Source organism: Methylophilus sp. 5 (genome assembly GCF_000515275.1).
Classification (GTDB): Bacteria; Pseudomonadota; Gammaproteobacteria; order Burkholderiales; family Methylophilaceae; genus Methylophilus.
On record NZ_KI911560.1, the window covers coordinates 794,748 to 815,030 of the forward strand.

Here is a 20,283-nt window from a genome sequence, read left to right on the forward strand (position 1 = left end):
GGTTGCCCACATATCGCACAATCACCATAAAAAAACCGCCCCACAAGGAGGCGGTTTTTTATACTGCGAATCTGTTTAAATTACAGAACAGATTTAACAGTAGCAACGACATTCTCAACTGTGAAACCGAAGTGTTTCAACAGTACGCCGCCTGGTGCGGATTCGCCGAAGGTATCAATACCAACCACTGCACCTTCCAGACCAACATACTTACGCCAGAAGTCTGGGTGAGCCGCTTCAACAGCCACGCGTTTAACGCCTGGTGTCAACACGCTGTCTTTGTAAGCTTGGTCTTGACGGTCGAATACGTTGGTGGATGGCATTGAAACCACGCGCACTTTAGTACCAGCAGCGTTCAATTCTGCAGCCGCTTGAATCGCCAAATCTAACTCAGAACCGTTAGCAATGATGATCACATCAGCCTTGCCAGCGACGTCAGAGAATACATAGCCACCCTTGCGGATCAGCTCGAAGTCTTTGCTGTCGTGCTTGATGCCTGGCACTGCTTGACGGCTTAATACCAAGCTGGTTGGGCCTTCAGTGCGCTCTACTGCAGCAACCCATGCAACGGTTGTTTCTGTAGAGTCAGCTGGACGCCATACATCCATACGAGGAATCAAACGCAGACCAGAAGTGTTTTCTACTGGTTGGTGGGTAGGACCATCTTCACCTTGACCGATAGAGTCATGGGTCAGCACGTAAACCACACGTTGATGCATCAACGCAGACATACGCATACCATTTTTCATGTAGTCAGAGAACATGTGGAAAGTACCGCCGTATGGCAACAAGCCACCGTGCAATGCCATACCGTTCATGATCGCAGCCATACCGAACTCACGTACACCGTAAGAGATGTAGTTGCCTGGCTCTTTACCGCTCACGTGTTTGAACTCTTTAGCGGCTGTCAGGTTAGAACCTGTCAAGTCAGCTGAACCGCCCAAGAACTCTGGCAAGATTGGCGCCAACGCAGTAATGGCTTTTTGTGAAGCTTGACGAGTCGCCAATTTCTCAGCTTTTTCGTTCGTTTCAGCAATGATTGCGTCAGTCAGTGCTTTCCAGTTAGCTGGCAATTCGCCTGCCATACGGCGTTTGAATTCTGCAGCTTCTGCTGGGAACGCAGCTGCGTAAGCAGCAAATTTAGCGTCCCAAGCAGATTCGCGCTCAGCGCCTTTAGCTTTTTGATCCCAACCAGCGTATACATCAGCAGGAATCACGAATGGCTCATGTGCCCAGCCGATTTCAGCACGGGTAGCAGCAACTTCTGCGTCGCCCAGTGCGGAACCGTGACAGTCGTGTGAACCAGACTTGTTTGGAGAACCTTTACCAATGATGGTTTTGCAGCAGATCAGTGATGGTTTGTCAGTCACTGATTTAGCTTCGTCAACCGCTTTTTGGATCGCAGCCTGGTCGTGGCCATCTACTGAAACAACGTGCCAGCCGTAAGCTTTAAAGCGACCAGCGGTGTCGTCTGTGTACCAGCCTTCAATGTGGCCGTCGATAGAAATACCGTTGTCATCCCAGAAAGCAACCAGTTTGCCCAGGCCCCATGTACCAGCCAAAGCACAAGCTTCGTGAGAAACGCCTTCCATCATACAACCGTCGCCCAAGAACACGTATGTGTAGTGGTCAACGATGTCGTGGCCTGGCTTGTTGAACTGGCTAGCCAGCAATTTTTCTGCCATGGCAAAACCAACGCCATTAGCGATACCTTGGCCCAATGGACCAGTAGTGGTTTCTACGCCTGGGGCATAGCTGTACTCAGGGTGACCAGCACACTTGGAGTGCAGTTGACGGAAAGTTTTGATGTCGTCGATAGACACATCGTAACCGGTCAGGTGCAGCAAGGAGTAAATCAGCATAGAGCCGTGGCCGTTAGACAACACGAAGCGGTCACGGTTAGCCCATTGTGGGTTAGTTGGGTTGTGGCTCAGATTGTGGTTCCATACCACTTCAGCAATTTCAGCCATGCCCATAGGTGCGCCTGGGTGACCGGAGTTTGCTTTTTGTACAGCGTCCATGCTCAGAGCACGGATGGCGTTGCACAAGTCGACACGAGTTGCCATTGTTTTCTCCCTAGAGTGAAAGTGAGCGGTCTTACACAAAATGCTGCAAAACCTTGATTGAATTCTTTAAAAAGGCCAGAAAACCCGCCTTTTACGGAAAGGCTAGATTATTCACTAGAACCCGTTTTTCTTCAAGCGTTAATCACCTTTTTCTCATGATGGTTTTGCTATGGTTGGCCCATGAAAAAGGACGTTCTGCTGCCTGCAAGGGTAGCTTTCAGCAAGCGTTTCCCCTACCATGGCAAAACATTGATAGCAAAGGAAGTAATCATGTCTGACGAACGAATTATCATGCGCGTGGGTGAAGCACTGGTCGCAGGTGGCCCACCGGGCACGGCGGCTGAGCCGGAAGTAGCGATTGGCGAAATGAACGGCCCGATGGGCACCGCATTTGCCAACCTGCTGGGCGACCAGGTGAAAGGCCACACCCGCGTGCTGGCGATTATGAATACCGACATTATGGTGCGCCCAGCAACACTGATGGTGAGCAAAGTCACCGTGAAAGACCCGCGTTATACCAATATATTGATGGGCACCGTACAAGGCGCGATTGCCAACGGCGTGCTCGATGCGGTGCGTAGTGGTGATATCCCAAAAGAAAAAGCCAACGACTTAGGCATTATTGTCTCGGTGTGGTTAAGCCCGGCGATTTTGGAACAAGAGAAAATTGACCATAAAGCCCTGTTTGATATTCACCGCGAAGCGACTTTTAAGGCGATTCAAAAAGCGTTGCGTAATGAGCCCAGCATTGACTGGCTGTTAGAGAATCAAGAGAAGATTGTGCATAAGTATTACCAGATGGGCCTCGACGGCAAAATCTAAATAATAAAAAAGGATGCCTGAGCATCCTTTTTTATTTAAACACACCAACACTTAAGCTCTGTTGATAGACAAGCCACCATCAACAAGATGCGCGGTGCCCGTCACAAACGAAGCGTCATCTGAGGCAAGGTACAACACAGATTGCGCGATCTCTTCTGGCTTGCCGACACGTTTCAGCGCGTGCATGCCAGTAAGAAACGCCTGTGCTTCTGCGGTATTGTTTTTTTCACGGTACATATCGGTATCAACCGCGCCTGGCAACACTGCATTCACACGCACACCTTTAGCGCCGTATTCAGTCGCCAATGCCTGAGTTAAACCAATCAGGCCAGACTTGCTTGCCGCGTAAGCTGCAAACTCAGGGAATGCCGCGCTATAGCCAACAAAGGTAGAAGTAAAAATCACTGAACCGCTCCCTTGTTTAACCATTTCAGGAATCTGGTATTTCGCGCCCAAAAATGCGCTGGTTAAATTAATGGCCAGGGTATCGTTCCAGCCTTGTTGCGACACCTTGTCAGTTGCGCCAGTTTCGCCCAAGGTGCCAGCGTTATTAAACGCAATATCCAGCTTGCCAAAGCTCTTCACTGCCAGCTCGACCAGGGATTGATTAAATGCCTCTGACTGCACGTCACCTGCAAAAGCAATCGCCTCGCCACCATCGGCAGCAATTTCTGCCACCAGCGTAGCCAACTCGGATTCGCGGCGCGCAGCGACGACCACTTTAGCGCCATGTTGGGCAAATAGCTTGGCAGTGGTACGGCCAATGCCAGAGCTGGCACCAGTGACGATAGCCACTTTACCGGCCAGACGTTGATAAGTTGTTTTGTTTGTAGCGTTTGTCATGATGAACTCCTTAATTAAATGAAAGATGTCTTGCAACCACGAGTGCAGTATGCGCGTTCTATTTAATTAAAATTAGCCATCAATAAACACAAATACTTTATACTAAAAGTATAAGATAAACAGGTTAATCACGATGGAAACGCTGAGTAGTATTGAGTCTTTTGTACGCAGCGCCGAGCTTGGCAGTTTTTCCGCTGCCGCACGCAGGTTGAGCCTAACGCCGGGTGGGGTGAGTAAAAATGTAGCGAAGCTGGAGGCAGACTTAGGTGTGCGATTATTTCATCGCAGTACACGCAGCCTAACGCTAACTGAGGCTGGCGAACAATTTCTTGCGCAGGTGACGGGCGGCTTAGACGCTATACAATCTGCAATTGCCAATACCAGCACTGTCGCCGGCCAACCCGCTGGCACCTTAAAAGTCGGCATGGCAATGGCGTTTGGCCGTGACCATATTTTGCCGTTGCTCGGGCAGTTTTTAGAAGATTACCCCGCCATTAAACCAGACTGGCGCTTTGATAACCGGCAGGTGGATTTAATTGGCGAAGGCTTTGATGTGGCCATTGGCGGCGGCATTGATATTGCGCCTGGCGTAGTGGTACGGGAGTTGGCTAAAGTCCACTTGGTATTAGTGGCTTCCCCTATTTATCTTGCCAGCAAGTTTATCCCGCAAACACCCGTTGATTTATCGCGACTGGATGCCCTGATCCGTTACTCGCAAACCACCAATCGCACCACGCCATGGCATCTCAAAACAACTGCTGGTGAACAAGCAACCATAGAGCTTACCGCTCGAGTGACGTTGAATGACCCTGAAATGCTATGCAATGCGGCGATTGCTGGCCTAGGCGTTGCGCATGTGCCCATGCCACATGCGTTACGGCATTTGCAAAGTGGCGCCTTGGTGAGGGTATTGCCTGAATGGTATACCGAGGCAGGCGTGATTTCTTTATATTTTGCGGCTAAAAAACTGATGCCAGCCAAAACCAGGGCATTCGTGGATTTTATTGTCGAGAAATTTCGGGCTGAACGCTACGCTGAAAAATGGTCGGCCATTTAAGCAGACAAACCAATCATGCAATAGGCCAAAATAATCACGGGGCTAGCTGCCCCGTTTTTTTTATTTTTTGAGTGCCGTAATCACGGCTTCAATCGCCTTGCAATTACCACGCGCATCGTCAAAAGTGAGCAATGGCGCTTTGCCGTAGCGCACGCAATCAGCAAAGTGTTCGATCTCTAAATTGAAGTGGTTAGCTTTGGGCAATACGATGGTTTCTGACTTGCCACCGGCCTCCCAGCTAATCACTGGGTCATCGCCCGGGTAAGCCCACATATTGTGGCATTTGATCCAGCCCTTATCGCCGATGATTTCATACTCGGCCTTGCGGCCACGCTCAAAGCTCACATCAAAATTGCCAAAACGCGCGCGGCCTTGTGCGTCTGGCCCAAAGTCGAGCACACCGCTGGCGACGACATCTGCCCCATGCTCATTGAGTTTGCCGTAAGCGACGACATTGACTGGCTCAGCGGGCGCATCACCGCCACCAAAACACCAGCGCAAAGCGTGAATCGCATAAGGGCCAATATCCCACATGGCACCGCCACCGTTAGCCATATCGCGGTTGATACGATACATGCGCGCAGGTGCCATCAGGAAAGAAAAGCTGGCGCGGCAGGACAGCACATCGCCGATCAGGCCGCTGTCGACCAGCGCTTTCACTTTGGCATGCTGCGGATGAAAGCGGTACATAAAGCCTTCCATCACCGTCACACCTTTGGCTTTTGCAGCTGATTCAATGGTGTCGATATCGGCCAGGTGCGTGGTCATTGGTTTTTCAATCAGCACATGCTTGCCGGCGGCAATCGCCTTGAGTGCCCACTCGGCGTGCTCCTCGTTGGCCATCGGGCAATACACGGCTTCCACATTGTTATCCGCCAGCAGACTATCCATGTCGTCATAACAGGTGACACCGCCAAGGTTGGGCGCATATTTATCCAGCGCCGCCTGGGCAGCACCCGCGCGGCGGCTGGCAATCGCCACCAATTGCGCGTTGCGGGCCTCAACAATGGCGGGTAACAAGCGTTCATTGACCCGCGCAGCCCCGAGAATGCCCCATTTGAGTTTTTTTTGCATGCTAGCTTCCTTTATCTGCGCGACTCTAAAGAACGACATTCTAACGCCAGTTTATGAATGATGCTGCCTTTAACATGCTAGGCAGCCTGATTCAAACTCTCCGGGCCAAACACTTCGCGATGAATATGTTGCGGCGGCACGCCCAGCGCCAACAAAGCCTGCCATTGCTCGACCATAAATGGCAGCGGTCCGCACAAATAATACTCAGCATTTAATGCCGCATTGAACGGCCACTCGGCCACACGCATGCGCCCCTCATGCACCAATCGCTCGGATGCAAAACCAGGTTTTCCTTCAACATATAACGCCAGTTGCAAGGAGGCTAATTGCTCGGTGCATGCAATGAGTTCATCGAGGTGCGGCACATGCTGCATGGTACGACCAGCATGCAAAAACCAGACATCACGTTTAGACGCGCCTTGTACCAGCGTTTTCAACATGGATAGCATAGGCGTGATGCCAACCCCGGCCGAAATGAGCACCAGTGGTGTATTGGCTTGCAGGTCTGGCGTGAATTCACCATAAGGATGGCTGATCAGTAATTGTTCGCCCACCTTGGCATATTGATGCAACCAGTTGGATACAGTGCCTTGTGGCGCCTCTTCATTGCCAGCTTCGCGCTTGACACTGATGCGGTAGGTAGACTTTTGCTCTGCATCTGACAAACTGTATTGGCGGATCTGGCGCGAGCCATCCGGCAAGGTGACGGCGACACTGATATATTGCCCAGCTTTGAAAGCAGGTAAGGCCTGATCCTCTGCCGTCAGCACAATCGACAGGATACCCTCTGCCGTTGGCGTCACCTCAGCGATACGCGCCGCAATCCATTGATCCGCCGCATAACCAGTGCTTTGATAAAGCCGGGCCTCAGCGGCGATAAACTCCCCCGCGAGCAACCAGTAGGCTTCATCCCAGGCGGCAATCAGTGGCGGTGTGGCCGCGTCGCCCAATACTTCAGCAATCGCGCCCAACAAATGGCGGCCCACAATCGGGTAATGCGCAGGCTTGATGCCAACTGCCGCATGCTTATGTACGATACGGTCAATCACGGGCTGCAACACCTGGGCATTATCAATATTGGCGGCATAGGCAAACACGGCAGCGGCCAGTGACTGCTGCTGGCTGCCATTGGCCTGGTTGCCCATATTAAACAGGTTTTTCAACTCGGGATGTGCATCAAACATATTGCTGTAAAACGTGGTGGTAATGGCCAAACCATGTGCCTGCAACACGGGCACGCTGGCTTGAATATAGGGACGGGCAGCATTGGACAACATAAACACTCCTTAAACTAGCATCTTAAATGAAACATTTAAACTAAAAAAACGGCCTGTGATACAGGCCAACCTTCACCTTACGCGGCGTGTGCTCTATGCATAGCAATAATTTTCTCGCGGGTATTGTTGTTCACAATATCCAGTAAACGATGTTGGTTCATGTGTGCATAAAAAGCGTCGAGACCGCTTTGTAACGCCCCTTTGAGCATGCAATTGCCATGAAACTGACACACAGGTTTTTCGCAATTAATCAGCTCAGTCGTATTCTCCAGCTCGCGCAAAATATCACCTATACGCAACTGCAGTGACTCTGGGTTCAACTCCAAACCACCATTGCGACCACGCGTTGCCTTGATCCAACCCAGTTTATTCAGGCGCGTAATCACTTTAATCAAATGGTTACGCGGCAGGTCAAACGTGGTCGCGATCTCGTCTATCGTCACTTGCTGGTCAAAGCGCGACTGCGACAAATACATCAAGACGCGCAAACCAATATCGGTAAATTTGTTTAGCTGCATGATGTGCATTCTAATATATGTTTCATTTACAATGCAACTTTAAATTGCTATGCTGAAATCTATTATCAGATTGACAGGAGCACCCATATGCAGCCACTGATTCAAATTAGCCCGCCCAGCCGCAAATTGCCCGCGCAACGGTTTGCTTTATTCAATCTGGGTTTCAGACCATTTTTTCTGCTGGCGGCGGGCTTTGCCAGTTTGTCGATGGCGGTCTGGATGGCGACCTATTTCCAGCTTTCTACGCTACCACTCACCAGTATTTCACCGTCGCAATGGCATGCGCATGAAATGCTGTATGGCTTTGCTTTTGCCGTGATTGCAGGATTTCTGCTCACCGCCGTGAAAAACTGGACCGGCATACAAACACTGCATGGCCGCCCGCTGATGGGCCTGGTCGCATGCTGGGCCATCGCCCGCGGTGTGATGTTGGTTGCCCCAGCCAATATCATCGTCGCCGCGACCTTTGACCTGCTATTTAACGGCTGGCTGATTGCCGCTGTCGCCCAACCGATCATCAAGGTCAAACAATGGCGGCAACTTGGCGTGCTCTCAAAAGTGGTATTTCTCACCGTTGGCAACGTAGCTTTTTATACGCAAGCACTGGGCTTAAGCAGCCATGGCGTACGTGCTGCTTTATGGATAGGCCTATTACTCAACGTCAGCCTGATTATGGTCATCAGCCGCCGTATCTTGCCGATGTTTATTGAGCGTGGCGTGAAAGAAGAAGTAACACTAAGAAACAGCGCCTGGATAGACCGCTTGCTGATGATTGGCCTGGCGGCGCTGCTGATCAACATACTGACTATCAACATTGAAATAATCAATATAGTGTTAGGACTCACTATCGCCACCAGCGCCGGATTCAGGTTATGGCGCTGGCATACGCCAGGCATTTGGCCTGGTGATTTTTGCGACCCTGAGCCGCGTGTTACTGCCTATCGTACTGCCTGAATTTTACCGCTTATCCGTGATGCTGGCCGCCAGCGGCTGGATGACCGCATTCGGACTATTTTGCATCACCTACTGGCCGATACTCAGCAAACCACGCATTGATGGCTCACCCGGTTAATCGTTATTCTTTCCACTTAATCGAGCAACCGATACTCGGTATTTGTTGCTCGGGCCCTTGCCCACTCTCAGCCACCAACTTCATGGCCTTAAACAAATCGCGCGTGCTGTCAGGCGCAGTTTCTTTACGGCTTTCGTCAAAACGACCACGGTATTGCAACTCAAACTGGTGGTTAAAGCCAAAAAAATCCGGCGTACATACCGCATCATAGGTTTTGGCAATCTGCTGTGTTTCGTCCAGCAGATAAGGAAAAGGCAACGCCATGTCTGTTGCCAGTTTTTTCATATTTTCCGGGCTGTCTTCAGGATAATCAGACGGGTCGTTGGACATGATGGCGACGGTATTCACGCCCAGCATTTGCAGTGCTTTCACATCGGCAATCAGGCGCGGCAAAATCGCTTTGACATACGGGCAATGATTACAAATAAACATCACCAGCAGGCCATTACGGCCCATGCTGTTTTCCAGATTCACCAGTTTGCCGTCTACATCGGGCAAGTTGAATGCCGGGGCTTTCCAGCCAAAGTCACATACGGGTGGGCTAATGCTTGCCATCAGAGTTGCTCCTGCGATTGAATTCAAACCACTATGGTACGTGATTAAGTCGACTAGGTGAATCTTGGCCAGACGCCGTGTCGCACAGAAGCATTTTGGTTACAATGCCTGTCATGAGTAATTTACGATTTCATAGCCCGACGGCATTAATGGTCGGCCAGCAAACAGCACTGAGCGACAATGCCATGGCGCACGCGGTGCGCGTGATGCGCCTCAAAGTTGGCGATACCCTGACCTTGTTTTGTGGCGATGGCTTTGACTACCAGTGCGCGCTCACCAGCATAGAGAAAAAATCCGCGCAGGTTGAAGTGCTCAGCCGCGTGCAAATCAGCAACGAATCACCACTTGCGATTCGGTTACTGCAAGGTATTTCCAGCGGTGACCGCATGGATTACACCATCCAAAAAGCGGTAGAACTCGGCGTGAGTGAGATATTCCCACTCAGCACCGAGCGTTGCGTGACTAAGCTAAGCGGTGACCGAGCAGAAAAACGTCTGGAACACTGGCAAGGCGTGGCTATTGCAGCGTGTGAACAAAGCGGCCGTGCGGTGGTGCCCACCGTGCATGCGCCACTCACACTGGCACAATGGCTAAGCCAGCACGCCGCACCAGATGGCCTGAATCTATTACTGAACCCGGTAGGCGCCAAACGGCTGGCCGCTTTAAGCAAACCAGCGAGTACCATTCAACTGCTGATAGGCCCGGAAGGCGGCCTAAGCCCGGCCGAAATCGATCTCGCCACACAACACCACTTTCAATCTATCGTCCTCGGCCCCAGAATTTTACGCACCGAAACCGCCGCGCTCACAGCCATCGCCAGCATGCAGTCGCTGTGGGGCGACTTTTAACCCTGCCACCTTAGTCAAGGAGCTCACTCATGGAAACACGCCCACCGTTACCGCCATTTACTTTAGAAACCGCGATACAGAAAGTGCGCCTGGCAGAAGATGCCTGGAACAGCCGCGACCCGGACCGGGTGATTCAGGTGTATACCGAAGACACGGTTTGGCGTAACCGCGCCGAGTTTCCGGTTGGTCGCACAGAGGTGCATGGCTTTTTGACCCGCAAATGGGTGCGCGAACTGGATTACCGCCTGATTAAGGAAATTTGGGCTTTTCTGGATAACAAAATTGCCGTGCGCTTTGCCTATGAGTGGCATGACGATGGCGGGCAGTGGTATCGCAGTTATGGCAATGAAAACTGGCTGTTTAATGAAGCCGGGCTCATGGTACACCGCCACGCCAGCATTAATGATTTGCCTATCAAGGCCACTGATCGCAAGTTTTTCTGGCCACTGGGCAGACGCCCGGATGACCATGCCAGCCTGAGCGAATTAGGATTGTAAGCTACACATGCTAGCAGTGATAGTGATGTTGCAAATGGCGCTGTTAATCGCCACTGGCATGCTTTGGCAGCGGCTGGCGCCTGACCATATGTCGGCGTTGTCGCATCGGCGCGCGCTGACAGACCTGGTGTTTTATATATTACTACCTGCGCTAGTGCTCGATATTTTATGGCAAGCGCCGTTTGACGCCAGCACCCTCAGTTTTGCACTCACCGCGCTGAGTCGCCTGGCGGTGGCGGCATTATGCATGTGGCTGAGCTTGCAACTGCTACAGCGCGTGATGACTATTTCACGTGCACAGCAAGGCGCATTGATGCTGGCCGCCACTTTCCCTAACGCGACCTATCTGGGCCTGCCTGTCACCAGCGAAGTGCTGGGTGACTGGACGCACGAAATCGTGCTTAAATTTGACCTGTTTGCCTGCACACCGGTACTGCTGACACTAGGCATGCTAATGGCACAAACCTATGGCCAGTCTGAACACAAAACGCACCCGCTAAAAGCGTTGCTCAAAGTGCCACCGTTATGGGCCTTACTACTGGCCACCATACTCAACCTAAGTCATACGCCGCAACCCATCATGGTCGGCCATGCGCTACACACGCTGGCTGGCGGCGTGGTGCCACTCATGTTAATTGCGTTGGGCATGAGCATCCGCTGGGATACGTTTAAACTTAAATTGATCCCTTTGCTGCTACCCGTGTGCCTCATCGGCCTCTGTATTGCACCGCTGGCTGCATTATGGGTCGCCAGAGGGCTAGGCCTGCACGACAGCCAACTCACTGCCTGCGTTTTACTGGCAGCCATGCCCACCATGGTGTTTGGTATTATCATTTGCGAGCGTTACCGGCTGGATGGTGCCCTATACGCCGCCGCGGTGTTTCTGAGCACCTTGCTCAGCATAGGCAGCTTGTCAGTCTGGTTTGCCATATTGCAAGATTTTTAACGCTGCCCCACGCCTGATGCCGCAACATTAGCTTTTCATACTTTTTCTGCCTAAAACCCATGAAATCACGCATATTGTGTGAATTTTTATGCTGCATGCTGTCATACGTCATATGACGAGTTGCCAGTATGCGCGACTGTTTTTAAGATGCTGTTAAACAGTCACTCTTTCGTTTTGTGTTATTTGGGATTATCAGACGATCATGCCGAAAACCACGACAAACCATTACACCGCCCCGCCGCCTACGCCGCCCGAGACGCTAACCAGCCTGTTGGCTGAAGCAGGCATTACTATTAATGGCCATGCGCCGTGGGACATTCAGGTATACGAAGAAAGTGTTTACCGCGACGTGTTAACCCACGGCTCACTGGGGCTAGGGCAGGCCTTTATTGAAGGCCGTTGGGATTGCACCCGTCTGGACGAGTTTTTTCACCGCGTGATGCGGGCCGATCTGGACGAAAAAATGGGCGGTACAGCAAAACTAAAACTACTGGGTGAGATTATCCGCCATACCCTGTTTAACTTGCAGGCGCCCAACCGGGCCTATCAGGTAGCGCAGCAACACTATGACATTGGTAATGATGTGTTTGAAGCCATGCTCGACAGTAGCATGAGCTACTCGTGCGGCTACTGGCAACATGCGCAAAGCCTGGAAGAAGCGCAGGTTCAAAAACTGGACATGATTTGCCAAAAACTGGATTTACAACCGGGCGACCGCGTGCTGGAAATCGGTTGTGGCTGGGGCGGCTTAGCCAAACATATGGCACAACACTATGGCGCGCAGGTAGTCGGCATTACCGTGTCGGTCGAGCAACAGGCCTTTGCCCGTGCGCGCTGCGCTGGGTTGCCAGTCGATATCCAACTCAAAGACTATCGTGAGCTACATGGTCAATTCGACAAGATTGTCTCAGTGGGCATGTTTGAGCATGTCGGGCAAAAAAACTACGCCATGTATTTTGAAACGGCGCACAGACTACTTAAAGACAACGGCCTGTTTTTACTGCACACCATAGGCAACCATAAAACGGCCTTGCATACCGACGCCTGGATTGATCGTCATATTTTCCCCAATGGAAAACTGCCCTCTGCCAGCGAAATCAGCCAGGCCATCGAGCAAAAGTTCTTGATTGAAGACTGGCACAACTTTGGCCCCGATTATGACCGCACCCTGATGGCGTGGTGGGAGAAGTTCAATCGTGCCTGGCCAGAACTGCAATTTAAATACGATGAAAGTTTTTACCGGATGTGGAAATACTACCTGATGTGTTGTGCAGGCTATTTTCGCTCCCGGCAAGGGCAACTCTGGCAACTGGTATTGAGCAAGCGGCAGAGCAACCGCGTGTATCGCTCAATGCGCCCGTTGCCAGCAAGTTGATGTTGACGTAGTCCTCTGTGTTCTCTGACCTTATATGACGGCTTTTGCCGTCATTTTTTTGTCTATGCACACCCTTACAAAAATCATAAAAAACTAATTTAGCCGCCGATGAACGCAGATACACGCAGATAAAATCTTTAAACACAGGCTCTTTGCGAACGGCTTAGCTTGGATTTCATCCAGAGATTGAGATACCAAGATTTGTTTTTATCTGCGTTCATCGGCGGCCAACAAGGCTTTTACCTTCATATTATTTGCAATAAAAACCATTTTTAATTATTATTTTGCAAATTAACCGTGAATTAACCACAAATGCTCGGATCAAACATTAGGGATTTGCGTAAATCGCAAAATTTAACCTTGCAACAACTCGCTGCGCGCATGGGCACGGACGCGAGCAATTTGTCGCGCATTGAACGTGGTGAGATCGGTATCTCCGAAGCATTGCTGCGCGCGGCGGCGCAAGCATTAAACACTACGCCAGGCCGTTTGTATGACGCCAACCTGACGCCAGTGTCGCTGACCAATACGCCGCCAGCGATTCTCTCTAGTGCCAACAGCAAAGACTTCGTACATTGGTTTCGCTCCGCGGCGCCGTATATCCACGCTTTTGGTGGTAGCACGTTTGTGATTGCCTTTGGTGGCGAGGTCGTCAGCGAGCAGCAATTTGTGGCCTTGTCGCACGACCTTAACCTGCTGGCCAGCCTGGAGGTGCGGCTCGTGCTAGTGCATGGTGCGCGACCACAAATTGAACAACGCCTCAAACGCGACAACCTGACGCCCAAATTGCACAACGGCTTACGTATTACAGACGATGCGGCCATGGAGGCGGTAAAAGAAGCCAACGGCGCCATCCGCGTTGAAATCGAATCACTGCTCTCAATGGGCATTGCCAACTCACCGATGGCAGGCAGTGACATCCGTGTCGCCAGTGGTAATTTTGTCACCGCCAAACCATTAGGCGTGCGCGACGGCGTCGATCTGCAACATACCGGAGAAGTGCGCAAGATTGATGCTGTTGGCATCCAAAAGCGGTTAGATGACGGCGAGTTAGTGCTTTTATCGCCCATGGGCTACTCACCAACCGGTGAAACATTCAACTTAACTCTGGAAGATGTAGCCGTGAGTGCCGCGAGTGCGCTCGATGCTGAAAAACTGATTTTTCTGATGGACTCAGGCGGTGTGCAAAACCTGCGTGGTGAGTTATTACGCGAAATGACCTCGGCCAAAGCCAAAAACCTGCTGCGCAATGTGCAAGAGAGCGATGTGCCCATCCATTACTCTGAAGACGTGAATTACTACCTGCCCGCCGCCGTGCGCGCCTGCGAGCACGGCGTGACCAGAACACACCTGATTTCACGCCACATAGATGGCGCCATCATTCAGGAGCTGTTTACACGCCAGGGCATAGGCACCATGATTACCGAACTACCGCTGGAAACCATGCGCCAGGCCAATATTGATGATGTTGGCGGCATTTTGATGCTGATTGAACCACTGGAAAACGAAGGTATTCTGGTGCGGCGCGGACGCGAGCGCATCGAGATGGAAATCAATTATTTCTATGTCATGGAGCACGACAACCGCGTGATTGGCTGCGCTGCGCTATATCCGTTTGCCAATGAAAAAATGGTGGAATTCGCCTGCCTAGCCATAGACCCGACTTATCGTGGCGGTGGCCGTGGCGATAAACTGTTTAACTATTGCCAGGAGCAGGCTAGCCAAAAAGGCTTTAAAAGGCTGTTTTGCCTGACCACGCGCACTGAACACTGGTTTCTGGAGCGCGGATTTACTGAGCAAAACGTTGATCAGTTGCCACACGAAAAACAAAAACTCTATAATTTTCAGAGAAAATCCAAAGTTTTCATCAAACCGTTATGAGTTTTGGCTAAAATTCAGCCTGTACCCGATTGACTGCAATCGCCCGATGATTGAATGAAAGTTTGACCTATGCAAATCTCGACCTCCAGCCAAAAAGCGCAAACCCTGTCTGAAGCGCTGCCTTACATTAAACGCTTCTTTGATAAAACCATTGTCATCAAATACGGCGGCAACGCCATGACGGACGAGCGCCTTAAAGAGTGTTTTGCCCAAGATGTGGTGCTGCTCAAGCTGGTGGGCATGAACCCAGTGGTGGTGCATGGCGGCGGCCCGCAAATTAACGAAATGCTGGATAAGCTGGGCAAAAAAGGCGAATTTATCCAGGGCATGCGCGTGACCGACGAAGAAACCATGGACGTGGTAGAAATGGTGCTTGGCGGACAGGTGAACAAAGAGATCGTCAACCTGATTAACCGCCACGGCGGCAAAGCGGTGGGCCTGACCGGGCAAGATGGTAACTTTATTCATGCGCACAAACTGCTGATGGAAGACCTCAAAGACCCGAGTAAGATGATTGATGTGGGCCAGGTGGGTGAAATTACCGCCATTGACCCGAGCATTATCAACTTTTTAGATAGCGGCGACTTTATTCCGGTCGTGGCACCGATTGGCGTCGGCCGTGATGGCGAAACTTATAACATTAACGCCGATGTAGTGGCTGGCAAACTGGCAGAAATCCTCAATGCCGAAAAACTGATCCTGCTCACCAATACGCCTGGCGTACTGGATAAAAGTGGCCAACTGCTAACCGGCCTGACACCCAAGCAAATTGATGACCTGGTTGAAGACGGCACCTTGAGTGGCGGCATGTTGCCAAAAATCAGCTCGGCTTTAGATGCTGCGCGTAGCGGTGTAAAGTCTGTGCATATTATTGATGGCCGCGTTGAGCATGCTTTATTGCTGGAAGTACTGACCGATGAAGGCGTCGGCACCTTGATCAAAGCCAAGTAAGCGGTTACTTACTTCTCTCACAAAGTATTAAACACATGACGCGCAGGGTGTGGATTTTTGATCTGGACGACACCCTGCATAATGCTTCTGCGCAGATTTTCCCGGTCATGAATCAAACCATGACACGTTACATCATGCAAACGCTTGAGATGGAGGAAGCCGCCGCGCACCAGTTACGCCAACATTACTGGCAACTGTATGGCGCAACTTTAAAAGGGCTGATGCGCCATCACGGCGTTAATCCGCACCATTTTTTGGCCGAAACTCACGCCTTTTTAACTGACGACATGGTACAAACCACGCGGCAATTACGGCAAATGCTCACCAGCCTGCCCGGGCGCAAATGCGTGTTTACCAATGCACCTCGCGCCTATGCCTTGCGCGTGCTGGAGGTTCTGGGTATTGCTGATTGTTTTTCGCTGGTGTTCAGTGTCGAATCCAGCCGCTTTCATGCCAAACCCAGCATCCGTGGTTTTTGCCTTTTGTTACGCCAGCTGCGCTGCCGGGCTGCAGATTGCACCTTGTTTGAAGACAGCCTGCCCGCCTTGATGACAGCCAGGCGCTTAGGCATGCGTACGGTGTGGATCAGCCGCCGCCTGCATAAACCAAACTTTGTGCAATATAGGTTTCCGCATGTGTTGGCACTCACTCACAGCGCGTTGAAAAAAGCGCCGCATGCATTCCCGTGCTGAGCGAATGCGGTTAAAATAGCCGTCAAAATAACAACACTCACTTGGGTTTGGTCCTGGAAATCACAATGGCAACCATCAATAAAGAAGCACGCGCAAACCGCAAACAGCAAATCTTGGAAACCCTGGCAGGCATGCTACAAAGCCCGCGCGGTGAAAAAATCACCACCGCCGCGCTAGCCGCTAAGCTGGATGTGTCGGAAGCCGCCTTATACCGCCACTTTGCCAATAAGGCCAAAATGTTTGAAGGCCTAATTGAGTTTATTGAAGGCGCGCTGTTTGGCGTGATGAATAAAATCACCACCGACGAAACTGACGGCCTCAAACAAGTGCAACTGATGCTGCAAACCATGCTCAAATTTGCCGAGCGCAACCCTGGCATGTCGCGCGTATTGATTGGCGATGCGCTGGTTAACGAAGACGATGCCCTGCAAGCACGCATTAACCAATTGCTGGACAGGCTGGAAGCTAGCCTGAAGCAATCATTACGTATTGCAGAAGCGCAAGGCAATAAAATCACTGACGCTGGCATCGCCGCTAATACCATGATCAGCTTTGTCCTTGGCCGCTGGCATGCATTTGCCAAAAGCGGATTTAAACGCAAACCCAGTGACAATTTAGAGCAGCACGTCACACAACTGATTACCGGCTGCTTGCAATAAAAGAGATGTAGAAAGTTTTAATAGATGGAAACCACCGTTTTTGGCATGAATGAAGCCCAGCTCACCGAGTTTGGCATGAGCTGGGGCCTTGCCGGGCTTATCCTGTTTATCGTTTTTATTGTCGGCAACCTGGCCTGGAAATCGAAAGCAGGTAAAACCGGCACATTTGCGCTGTTTCTCGCGCTCACCTTAGGCATGGTCGGTTTTCTGGCCAAGCTGGTGATTCAGCATTATCTGAATATCCATTAAAGCCAGTCGAATCATGTTCTGACTGCGCACACATCATCGATGAACATTATCAAAATCTTCCTCATGCTGATCTTGCTATGTATCGCTTATGTCATTCTGGACAGTATTTTAATGCCTGCACTAAGGTCGCAAACGCCACCAACATTATCCACAATGCCACTCAGACATAGCCACCCTGCGATGGATGCGCCTTTGGTGATGGATGAGCCGAGGCTGCATGACAGCTTCAGCGGCGATTGCGAGGGCCACACGCATTGCTCACAAATGCACTCTTGCGCAGAAGCCAAACAATGGTTATCACGCTGCCCGAACGAGAAAATGGATGGTGATGGCGACGGCGTCCCCTGCGAACGGCAGTGGTGTCAACCTGCCTTGCATTAATACAGCCGTTGGGAGACATCGATGCAGCAGATACTTATCTACTCCGATTCACTCAAGTGAGGCATTATCCCCAATAGGCGGCGCCAGCGTCTCACTTGGCGCGACGCTGGCCTGTCTAACACCAAAGCTAAGGGCTGGCTGAAGCTTCAAGATACTTTGCCAGCAAGTCGAGTGCGGGTGGTCAGTGCTAATATGGTAGATGGAATCATTTTAGATGCTGCGCAACACCTGAGCTCGAGCAACCGATTTGCCTGGCTGGTTAACGCTTTATTACCTGCATGGCGCCAGTGGACTATTGCGGTGTCTGTTGCAGTCCGCTAATCTAAACCATAGATAGTGATAATTACTTGTGTGATATGGACAATTCACCCCCTAACGACAGCGACACTTACAAAACCCTGCTTGAATCGACCAAGGCGATTCCATGGCGGATAGACTGGGCGAGCAAACAATTCACTTACATCGGCCCGCAAATCGAGCCCTTGTTAGGCTGGGCACCTGCAAGCTGGCAATCGGTTGAAGACTGGGTCAACCGCATTCATGAAGATGATCGCGAGCGCGTGTTTCATTTTTGCGTGCAGCAATCATTGCAAGGCCTGGATCATGAAGCGGACTATCGCGCACTGACAGCTACCGGTGACTTTGTCTGGATTCGTGATGTGGTGCATGTGATGCGTACCCCCAGTGGCGAGCCTGAAGCATTGATCGGTTTTATGTTCGACATTAGCGAGCGTAAGAAAACCGAAGAGCAATTGCTCATCATGCAAAGAAAACTGGAAGAGCTGTCTTACAAAGACGGCTTGACCAGCGTGGCAAACCGCCGCATGTTTGACACTGTGCTGGAACGTGAATGGCTGGAAGCGAGGCAACACCAACAGCCATTGTCATTGATCATGATAGATATCGACTACTTCAAGCAGTTCAATGACTTTTACGGGCATTTGCAAGGCGATGAAGTACTCAAGCAAGTAGCTCATACGCTGTCGCATGCCGGGGTACGTGCCAAAGATTTTTTTGCCCGCTTTGGCGGCGAAGAGTTTGCGTTGATTCTGCCTGAAACCAACGAAGTGTCGGCGAGTAAAATTGCCGAGCGCTGCCGTAATTTGGTATTCAAGGAGCAGATTCCACATGCTAAATCAGAAGTGAGCCAGATACTGACCATCAGCGTCGGCGCGAGTAGCATCATGCCCAGCCAAACCGACGACCTTAAAACATTTGTCGACTCAGTGGATGCGCTGATGTATCAAGCCAAACGCAATGGCAGAAACCGTATTGTGGTGAAAGGCGAAGCGAGTCAACACGATTAATGCAACGCGGCCTGAATGGCGTGTATGCGTGCTTCAGCCACAGCCTGCTTGATGTGTAAGGGGGAGCTACATTGTTGGGCAATTGCACCGGCATTCACGGTGAGCGCGGCTTGCAAGGCCTTAGTCAAATGTTCTGCATCCTCTAACGGGCAATTTTCCAAGCCCAAACGCCCACGGCTGTCGCATTCGCAGGCTAGCAAAAAATCCTCAAAGCGCGCGCGCTGACGAAAAGCATCCAGTTCTTCCAAGAAATGTAGCAACGTACTGGCCTTCATCTGTCTGGCAGCATGCAGTTTGCCATGATATTTAGCCACCACCAGTGCCAGGTCTTTGCAATCATTGGGTACGCGCAAGCGTGCAACCACTTCGCGGATAAGATCGACACTGCGCAACTCATGGCCGATATGGCGCGGTAATACGTCAGCCGGGGTGGTGCCTTTGCCTAAATCATGCGTGAGCGCGGCAAACCTGACGGGCAAGCTGTAGCCTTGCTTGGCGGCATAATCAATCACCATCATGACATGGATGCCGGTATCAATTTCGGGATGATACGCAGCGGTTTGCGGCACGCCCCACAAGCAGTCCAGTTCAGGCAAGATGGCTTTTAATGCCCCGCACTCGCGCAGCATTTCAAACATGCGGCTGGGTTGTTTCTCCATCAGGCCTTTGGCAACTTCCTGCCAGACACGCTCAGGCACCAATGCGTCTACTTCTCCAGCAGCCACCATTGCACGCATCAGCAACATGGTTTCCGGCGCCACGGTAAACTCGGTAAAGCGTGCTAAAAAACGCGCAGCACGCAAAATGCGCACCGGGTCTTCACCAAAAGCCTCCGTCACATGCCGAAGCGTTTTTTTCTGGATATCCAGTTGGCCATTAAAAGGGTCGATCAGGCTGCCATCTGCGTCTTGTGCGATGGCATTGATGGTGAAGTCGCGCCTGGCAAGGTCTTCTTGCAGAGTGACTTCAGGCGCCGCATAAACACTAAAGCCTTTGTAGCCTTTGCCTGTTTTGCGCTCGGTGCGGGCCAGCGCGTGCTCTTGCTGGGTGTGAGGGTGTAAAAAAACTGGAAAATCTTTACCGACTGCGCGGTAGCCAGCCGCCAGCATCTGTTCGGGCGTAGCCCCCACCACGACATAGTCACGGTCTTTGACTGCTAAGCCAAGCAGGCTGTCGCGGACAGCACCGCCTACCTGATATATTTGCATGGTGC

At 51.3% G+C, this 20,283-nt stretch carries 22 protein-coding genes; 15 read left to right on the forward strand and 7 right to left on the reverse strand.

Annotation, left to right across the window (positions count from 1 at the left end; translation table 11 throughout):
* Window positions 1-80: 80 nt before the first annotated feature.
* Window positions 81-2,066, reverse strand: coding sequence for a transketolase (tkt, locus tag METH5_RS0103655; RefSeq protein WP_029147237.1), 1,986 nt, complete (start codon window positions 2,064-2,066; stop codon window positions 81-83).
* Between the two features lie 270 nt (window positions 2,067-2,336).
* On the opposite strand from tkt, the gene fae reads away from it, so the two are divergent.
* Complete coding sequence (gene fae / locus METH5_RS0103660) at window positions 2,337-2,888, forward strand: formaldehyde-activating enzyme (protein ID WP_019883452.1); 552 nt, start codon at window positions 2,337-2,339, stop codon at window positions 2,886-2,888.
* A 51-nt stretch (window positions 2,889-2,939) separates the two neighbouring features.
* On the opposite strand, the gene METH5_RS0103665 is transcribed toward fae, so the two are convergent.
* Complete coding sequence (locus tag METH5_RS0103665; protein WP_029147238.1) at window positions 2,940-3,731, reverse strand: SDR family oxidoreductase; 792 nt, start codon at window positions 3,729-3,731, stop codon at window positions 2,940-2,942.
* Window positions 3,732-3,864: 133 nt separating this feature from the next.
* Between METH5_RS0103665 and METH5_RS0103670 the strand changes: the two genes are divergently transcribed.
* Window positions 3,865-4,788 (forward strand): LysR family transcriptional regulator, encoded by a 924-nt coding sequence (locus tag METH5_RS0103670; protein WP_029147239.1) that lies wholly within the window; start codon window positions 3,865-3,867, stop codon window positions 4,786-4,788.
* Window positions 4,789-4,848: 60 nt separating this feature from the next.
* Here METH5_RS0103670 and METH5_RS0103675 read toward each other — a convergent pair whose 3' ends face one another.
* The 3 genes from METH5_RS0103675 to METH5_RS0103685 form a co-directional block, all read right to left on the reverse strand.
* Window positions 4,849-5,862 carry a Gfo/Idh/MocA family protein gene (locus METH5_RS0103675; protein ID WP_029147240.1) on the reverse strand — a complete coding sequence of 338 codons (1,014 nt, stop codon included), beginning with the start codon at window positions 5,860-5,862 and terminating at the stop codon, window positions 4,849-4,851.
* A gap of 77 nt (window positions 5,863-5,939) precedes the next feature.
* The gene (locus METH5_RS0103680) at window positions 5,940-7,139 is read right to left on the reverse strand and encodes a globin domain-containing protein (RefSeq protein WP_029147241.1); all 1,200 of its coding nucleotides are present in this window, start codon (window positions 7,137-7,139) and stop codon (window positions 5,940-5,942) included.
* A 77-nt stretch (window positions 7,140-7,216) separates the two neighbouring features.
* Window positions 7,217-7,657 (reverse strand): Rrf2 family transcriptional regulator, encoded by a 441-nt coding sequence (locus tag METH5_RS0103685; protein ID WP_029147242.1) that lies wholly within the window; start codon window positions 7,655-7,657, stop codon window positions 7,217-7,219.
* An 87-nt stretch (window positions 7,658-7,744) separates the two neighbouring features.
* On the opposite strand from METH5_RS0103685, the gene METH5_RS14715 reads away from it, so the two are divergent.
* On the forward strand, window positions 7,745-8,611 hold the full coding sequence (locus METH5_RS14715) for an NnrS family protein (RefSeq protein ID WP_232410933.1): 867 nt from the start codon (window positions 7,745-7,747) through the stop codon (window positions 8,609-8,611).
* Complete coding sequence (locus METH5_RS15865) at window positions 8,586-8,729, forward strand: NnrS family protein (RefSeq protein ID WP_232410934.1); 144 nt, start codon at window positions 8,586-8,588, stop codon at window positions 8,727-8,729. The genes METH5_RS14715 and METH5_RS15865 overlap by 26 nt, the downstream gene beginning before the upstream one ends.
* A gap of 3 nt (window positions 8,730-8,732) precedes the next feature.
* Here the strand turns inward: METH5_RS15865 and METH5_RS0103695 are convergent, their stop codons facing one another.
* Window positions 8,733-9,284, reverse strand: a complete 552-nt coding sequence (locus METH5_RS0103695) for a thioredoxin family protein (protein ID WP_029147243.1) — start codon at window positions 9,282-9,284, stop codon at window positions 8,733-8,735.
* 113 nt (window positions 9,285-9,397) lie between these two features.
* Here METH5_RS0103695 and METH5_RS0103700 point away from each other — a divergent pair, with 113 nt between their 5' ends.
* From METH5_RS0103700 to METH5_RS0103755, 11 genes are all read left to right on the forward strand, one after another.
* Window positions 9,398-10,132 carry a 16S rRNA (uracil(1498)-N(3))-methyltransferase gene (locus METH5_RS0103700; RefSeq protein WP_029147244.1) on the forward strand — a complete coding sequence of 245 codons (735 nt, stop codon included), beginning with the start codon at window positions 9,398-9,400 and terminating at the stop codon, window positions 10,130-10,132.
* Between the two features lie 29 nt (window positions 10,133-10,161).
* On the forward strand, window positions 10,162-10,629 hold the full coding sequence (locus METH5_RS0103705) for a nuclear transport factor 2 family protein (RefSeq protein WP_029147245.1): 468 nt from the start codon (window positions 10,162-10,164) through the stop codon (window positions 10,627-10,629).
* A 7-nt stretch (window positions 10,630-10,636) separates the two neighbouring features.
* The gene (locus tag METH5_RS0103710) at window positions 10,637-11,575 is read left to right on the forward strand and encodes an AEC family transporter (protein WP_029147246.1); all 939 of its coding nucleotides are present in this window, start codon (window positions 10,637-10,639) and stop codon (window positions 11,573-11,575) included.
* 202 nt (window positions 11,576-11,777) lie between these two features.
* Window positions 11,778-12,950 carry a cyclopropane fatty acyl phospholipid synthase gene (cfa, locus tag METH5_RS0103715; protein WP_029147247.1) on the forward strand — a complete coding sequence of 391 codons (1,173 nt, stop codon included), beginning with the start codon at window positions 11,778-11,780 and terminating at the stop codon, window positions 12,948-12,950.
* A 312-nt stretch (window positions 12,951-13,262) separates the two neighbouring features.
* Entirely contained in the window at window positions 13,263-14,831 is a 1,569-nt protein-coding gene (gene argA, locus METH5_RS0103720) for an amino-acid N-acetyltransferase (protein WP_029147248.1), read from the forward strand.
* Window positions 14,832-14,900: 69 nt separating this feature from the next.
* A complete protein-coding gene (gene argB / locus METH5_RS0103725; RefSeq protein ID WP_029147249.1) occupies window positions 14,901-15,782 on the forward strand; it encodes an acetylglutamate kinase in 882 nt (293 codons plus the stop codon).
* A gap of 35 nt (window positions 15,783-15,817) precedes the next feature.
* A complete protein-coding gene (locus METH5_RS0103730) occupies window positions 15,818-16,474 on the forward strand; it encodes a pyrimidine 5'-nucleotidase (RefSeq protein WP_029147250.1) in 657 nt (218 codons plus the stop codon).
* A gap of 65 nt (window positions 16,475-16,539) precedes the next feature.
* On the forward strand, window positions 16,540-17,133 hold the full coding sequence (gene slmA / locus METH5_RS0103735) for a nucleoid occlusion factor SlmA (protein ID WP_029147251.1): 594 nt from the start codon (window positions 16,540-16,542) through the stop codon (window positions 17,131-17,133).
* 24 nt (window positions 17,134-17,157) lie between these two features.
* Window positions 17,158-17,382, forward strand: coding sequence for a DUF2788 domain-containing protein (locus METH5_RS0103740; RefSeq protein ID WP_019883468.1), 225 nt, complete (start codon window positions 17,158-17,160; stop codon window positions 17,380-17,382).
* Window positions 17,383-17,421: 39 nt separating this feature from the next.
* Window positions 17,422-17,763, forward strand: a complete 342-nt coding sequence (locus tag METH5_RS15170) for an excalibur calcium-binding domain-containing protein (protein ID WP_198290677.1) — start codon at window positions 17,422-17,424, stop codon at window positions 17,761-17,763.
* A 356-nt stretch (window positions 17,764-18,119) separates the two neighbouring features.
* Window positions 18,120-19,070, forward strand: a complete 951-nt coding sequence (locus tag METH5_RS0103755) for a sensor domain-containing diguanylate cyclase (RefSeq protein ID WP_029147253.1) — start codon at window positions 18,120-18,122, stop codon at window positions 19,068-19,070.
* On the opposite strand, the gene METH5_RS0103760 is transcribed toward METH5_RS0103755, so the two are convergent.
* Complete coding sequence (locus METH5_RS0103760) at window positions 19,067-20,278, reverse strand: multifunctional CCA addition/repair protein (protein ID WP_029147254.1); 1,212 nt, start codon at window positions 20,276-20,278, stop codon at window positions 19,067-19,069. The genes METH5_RS0103755 and METH5_RS0103760 overlap by 4 nt on opposite strands.
* Between the last annotated feature and the right edge of the window lie 5 nt (window positions 20,279-20,283).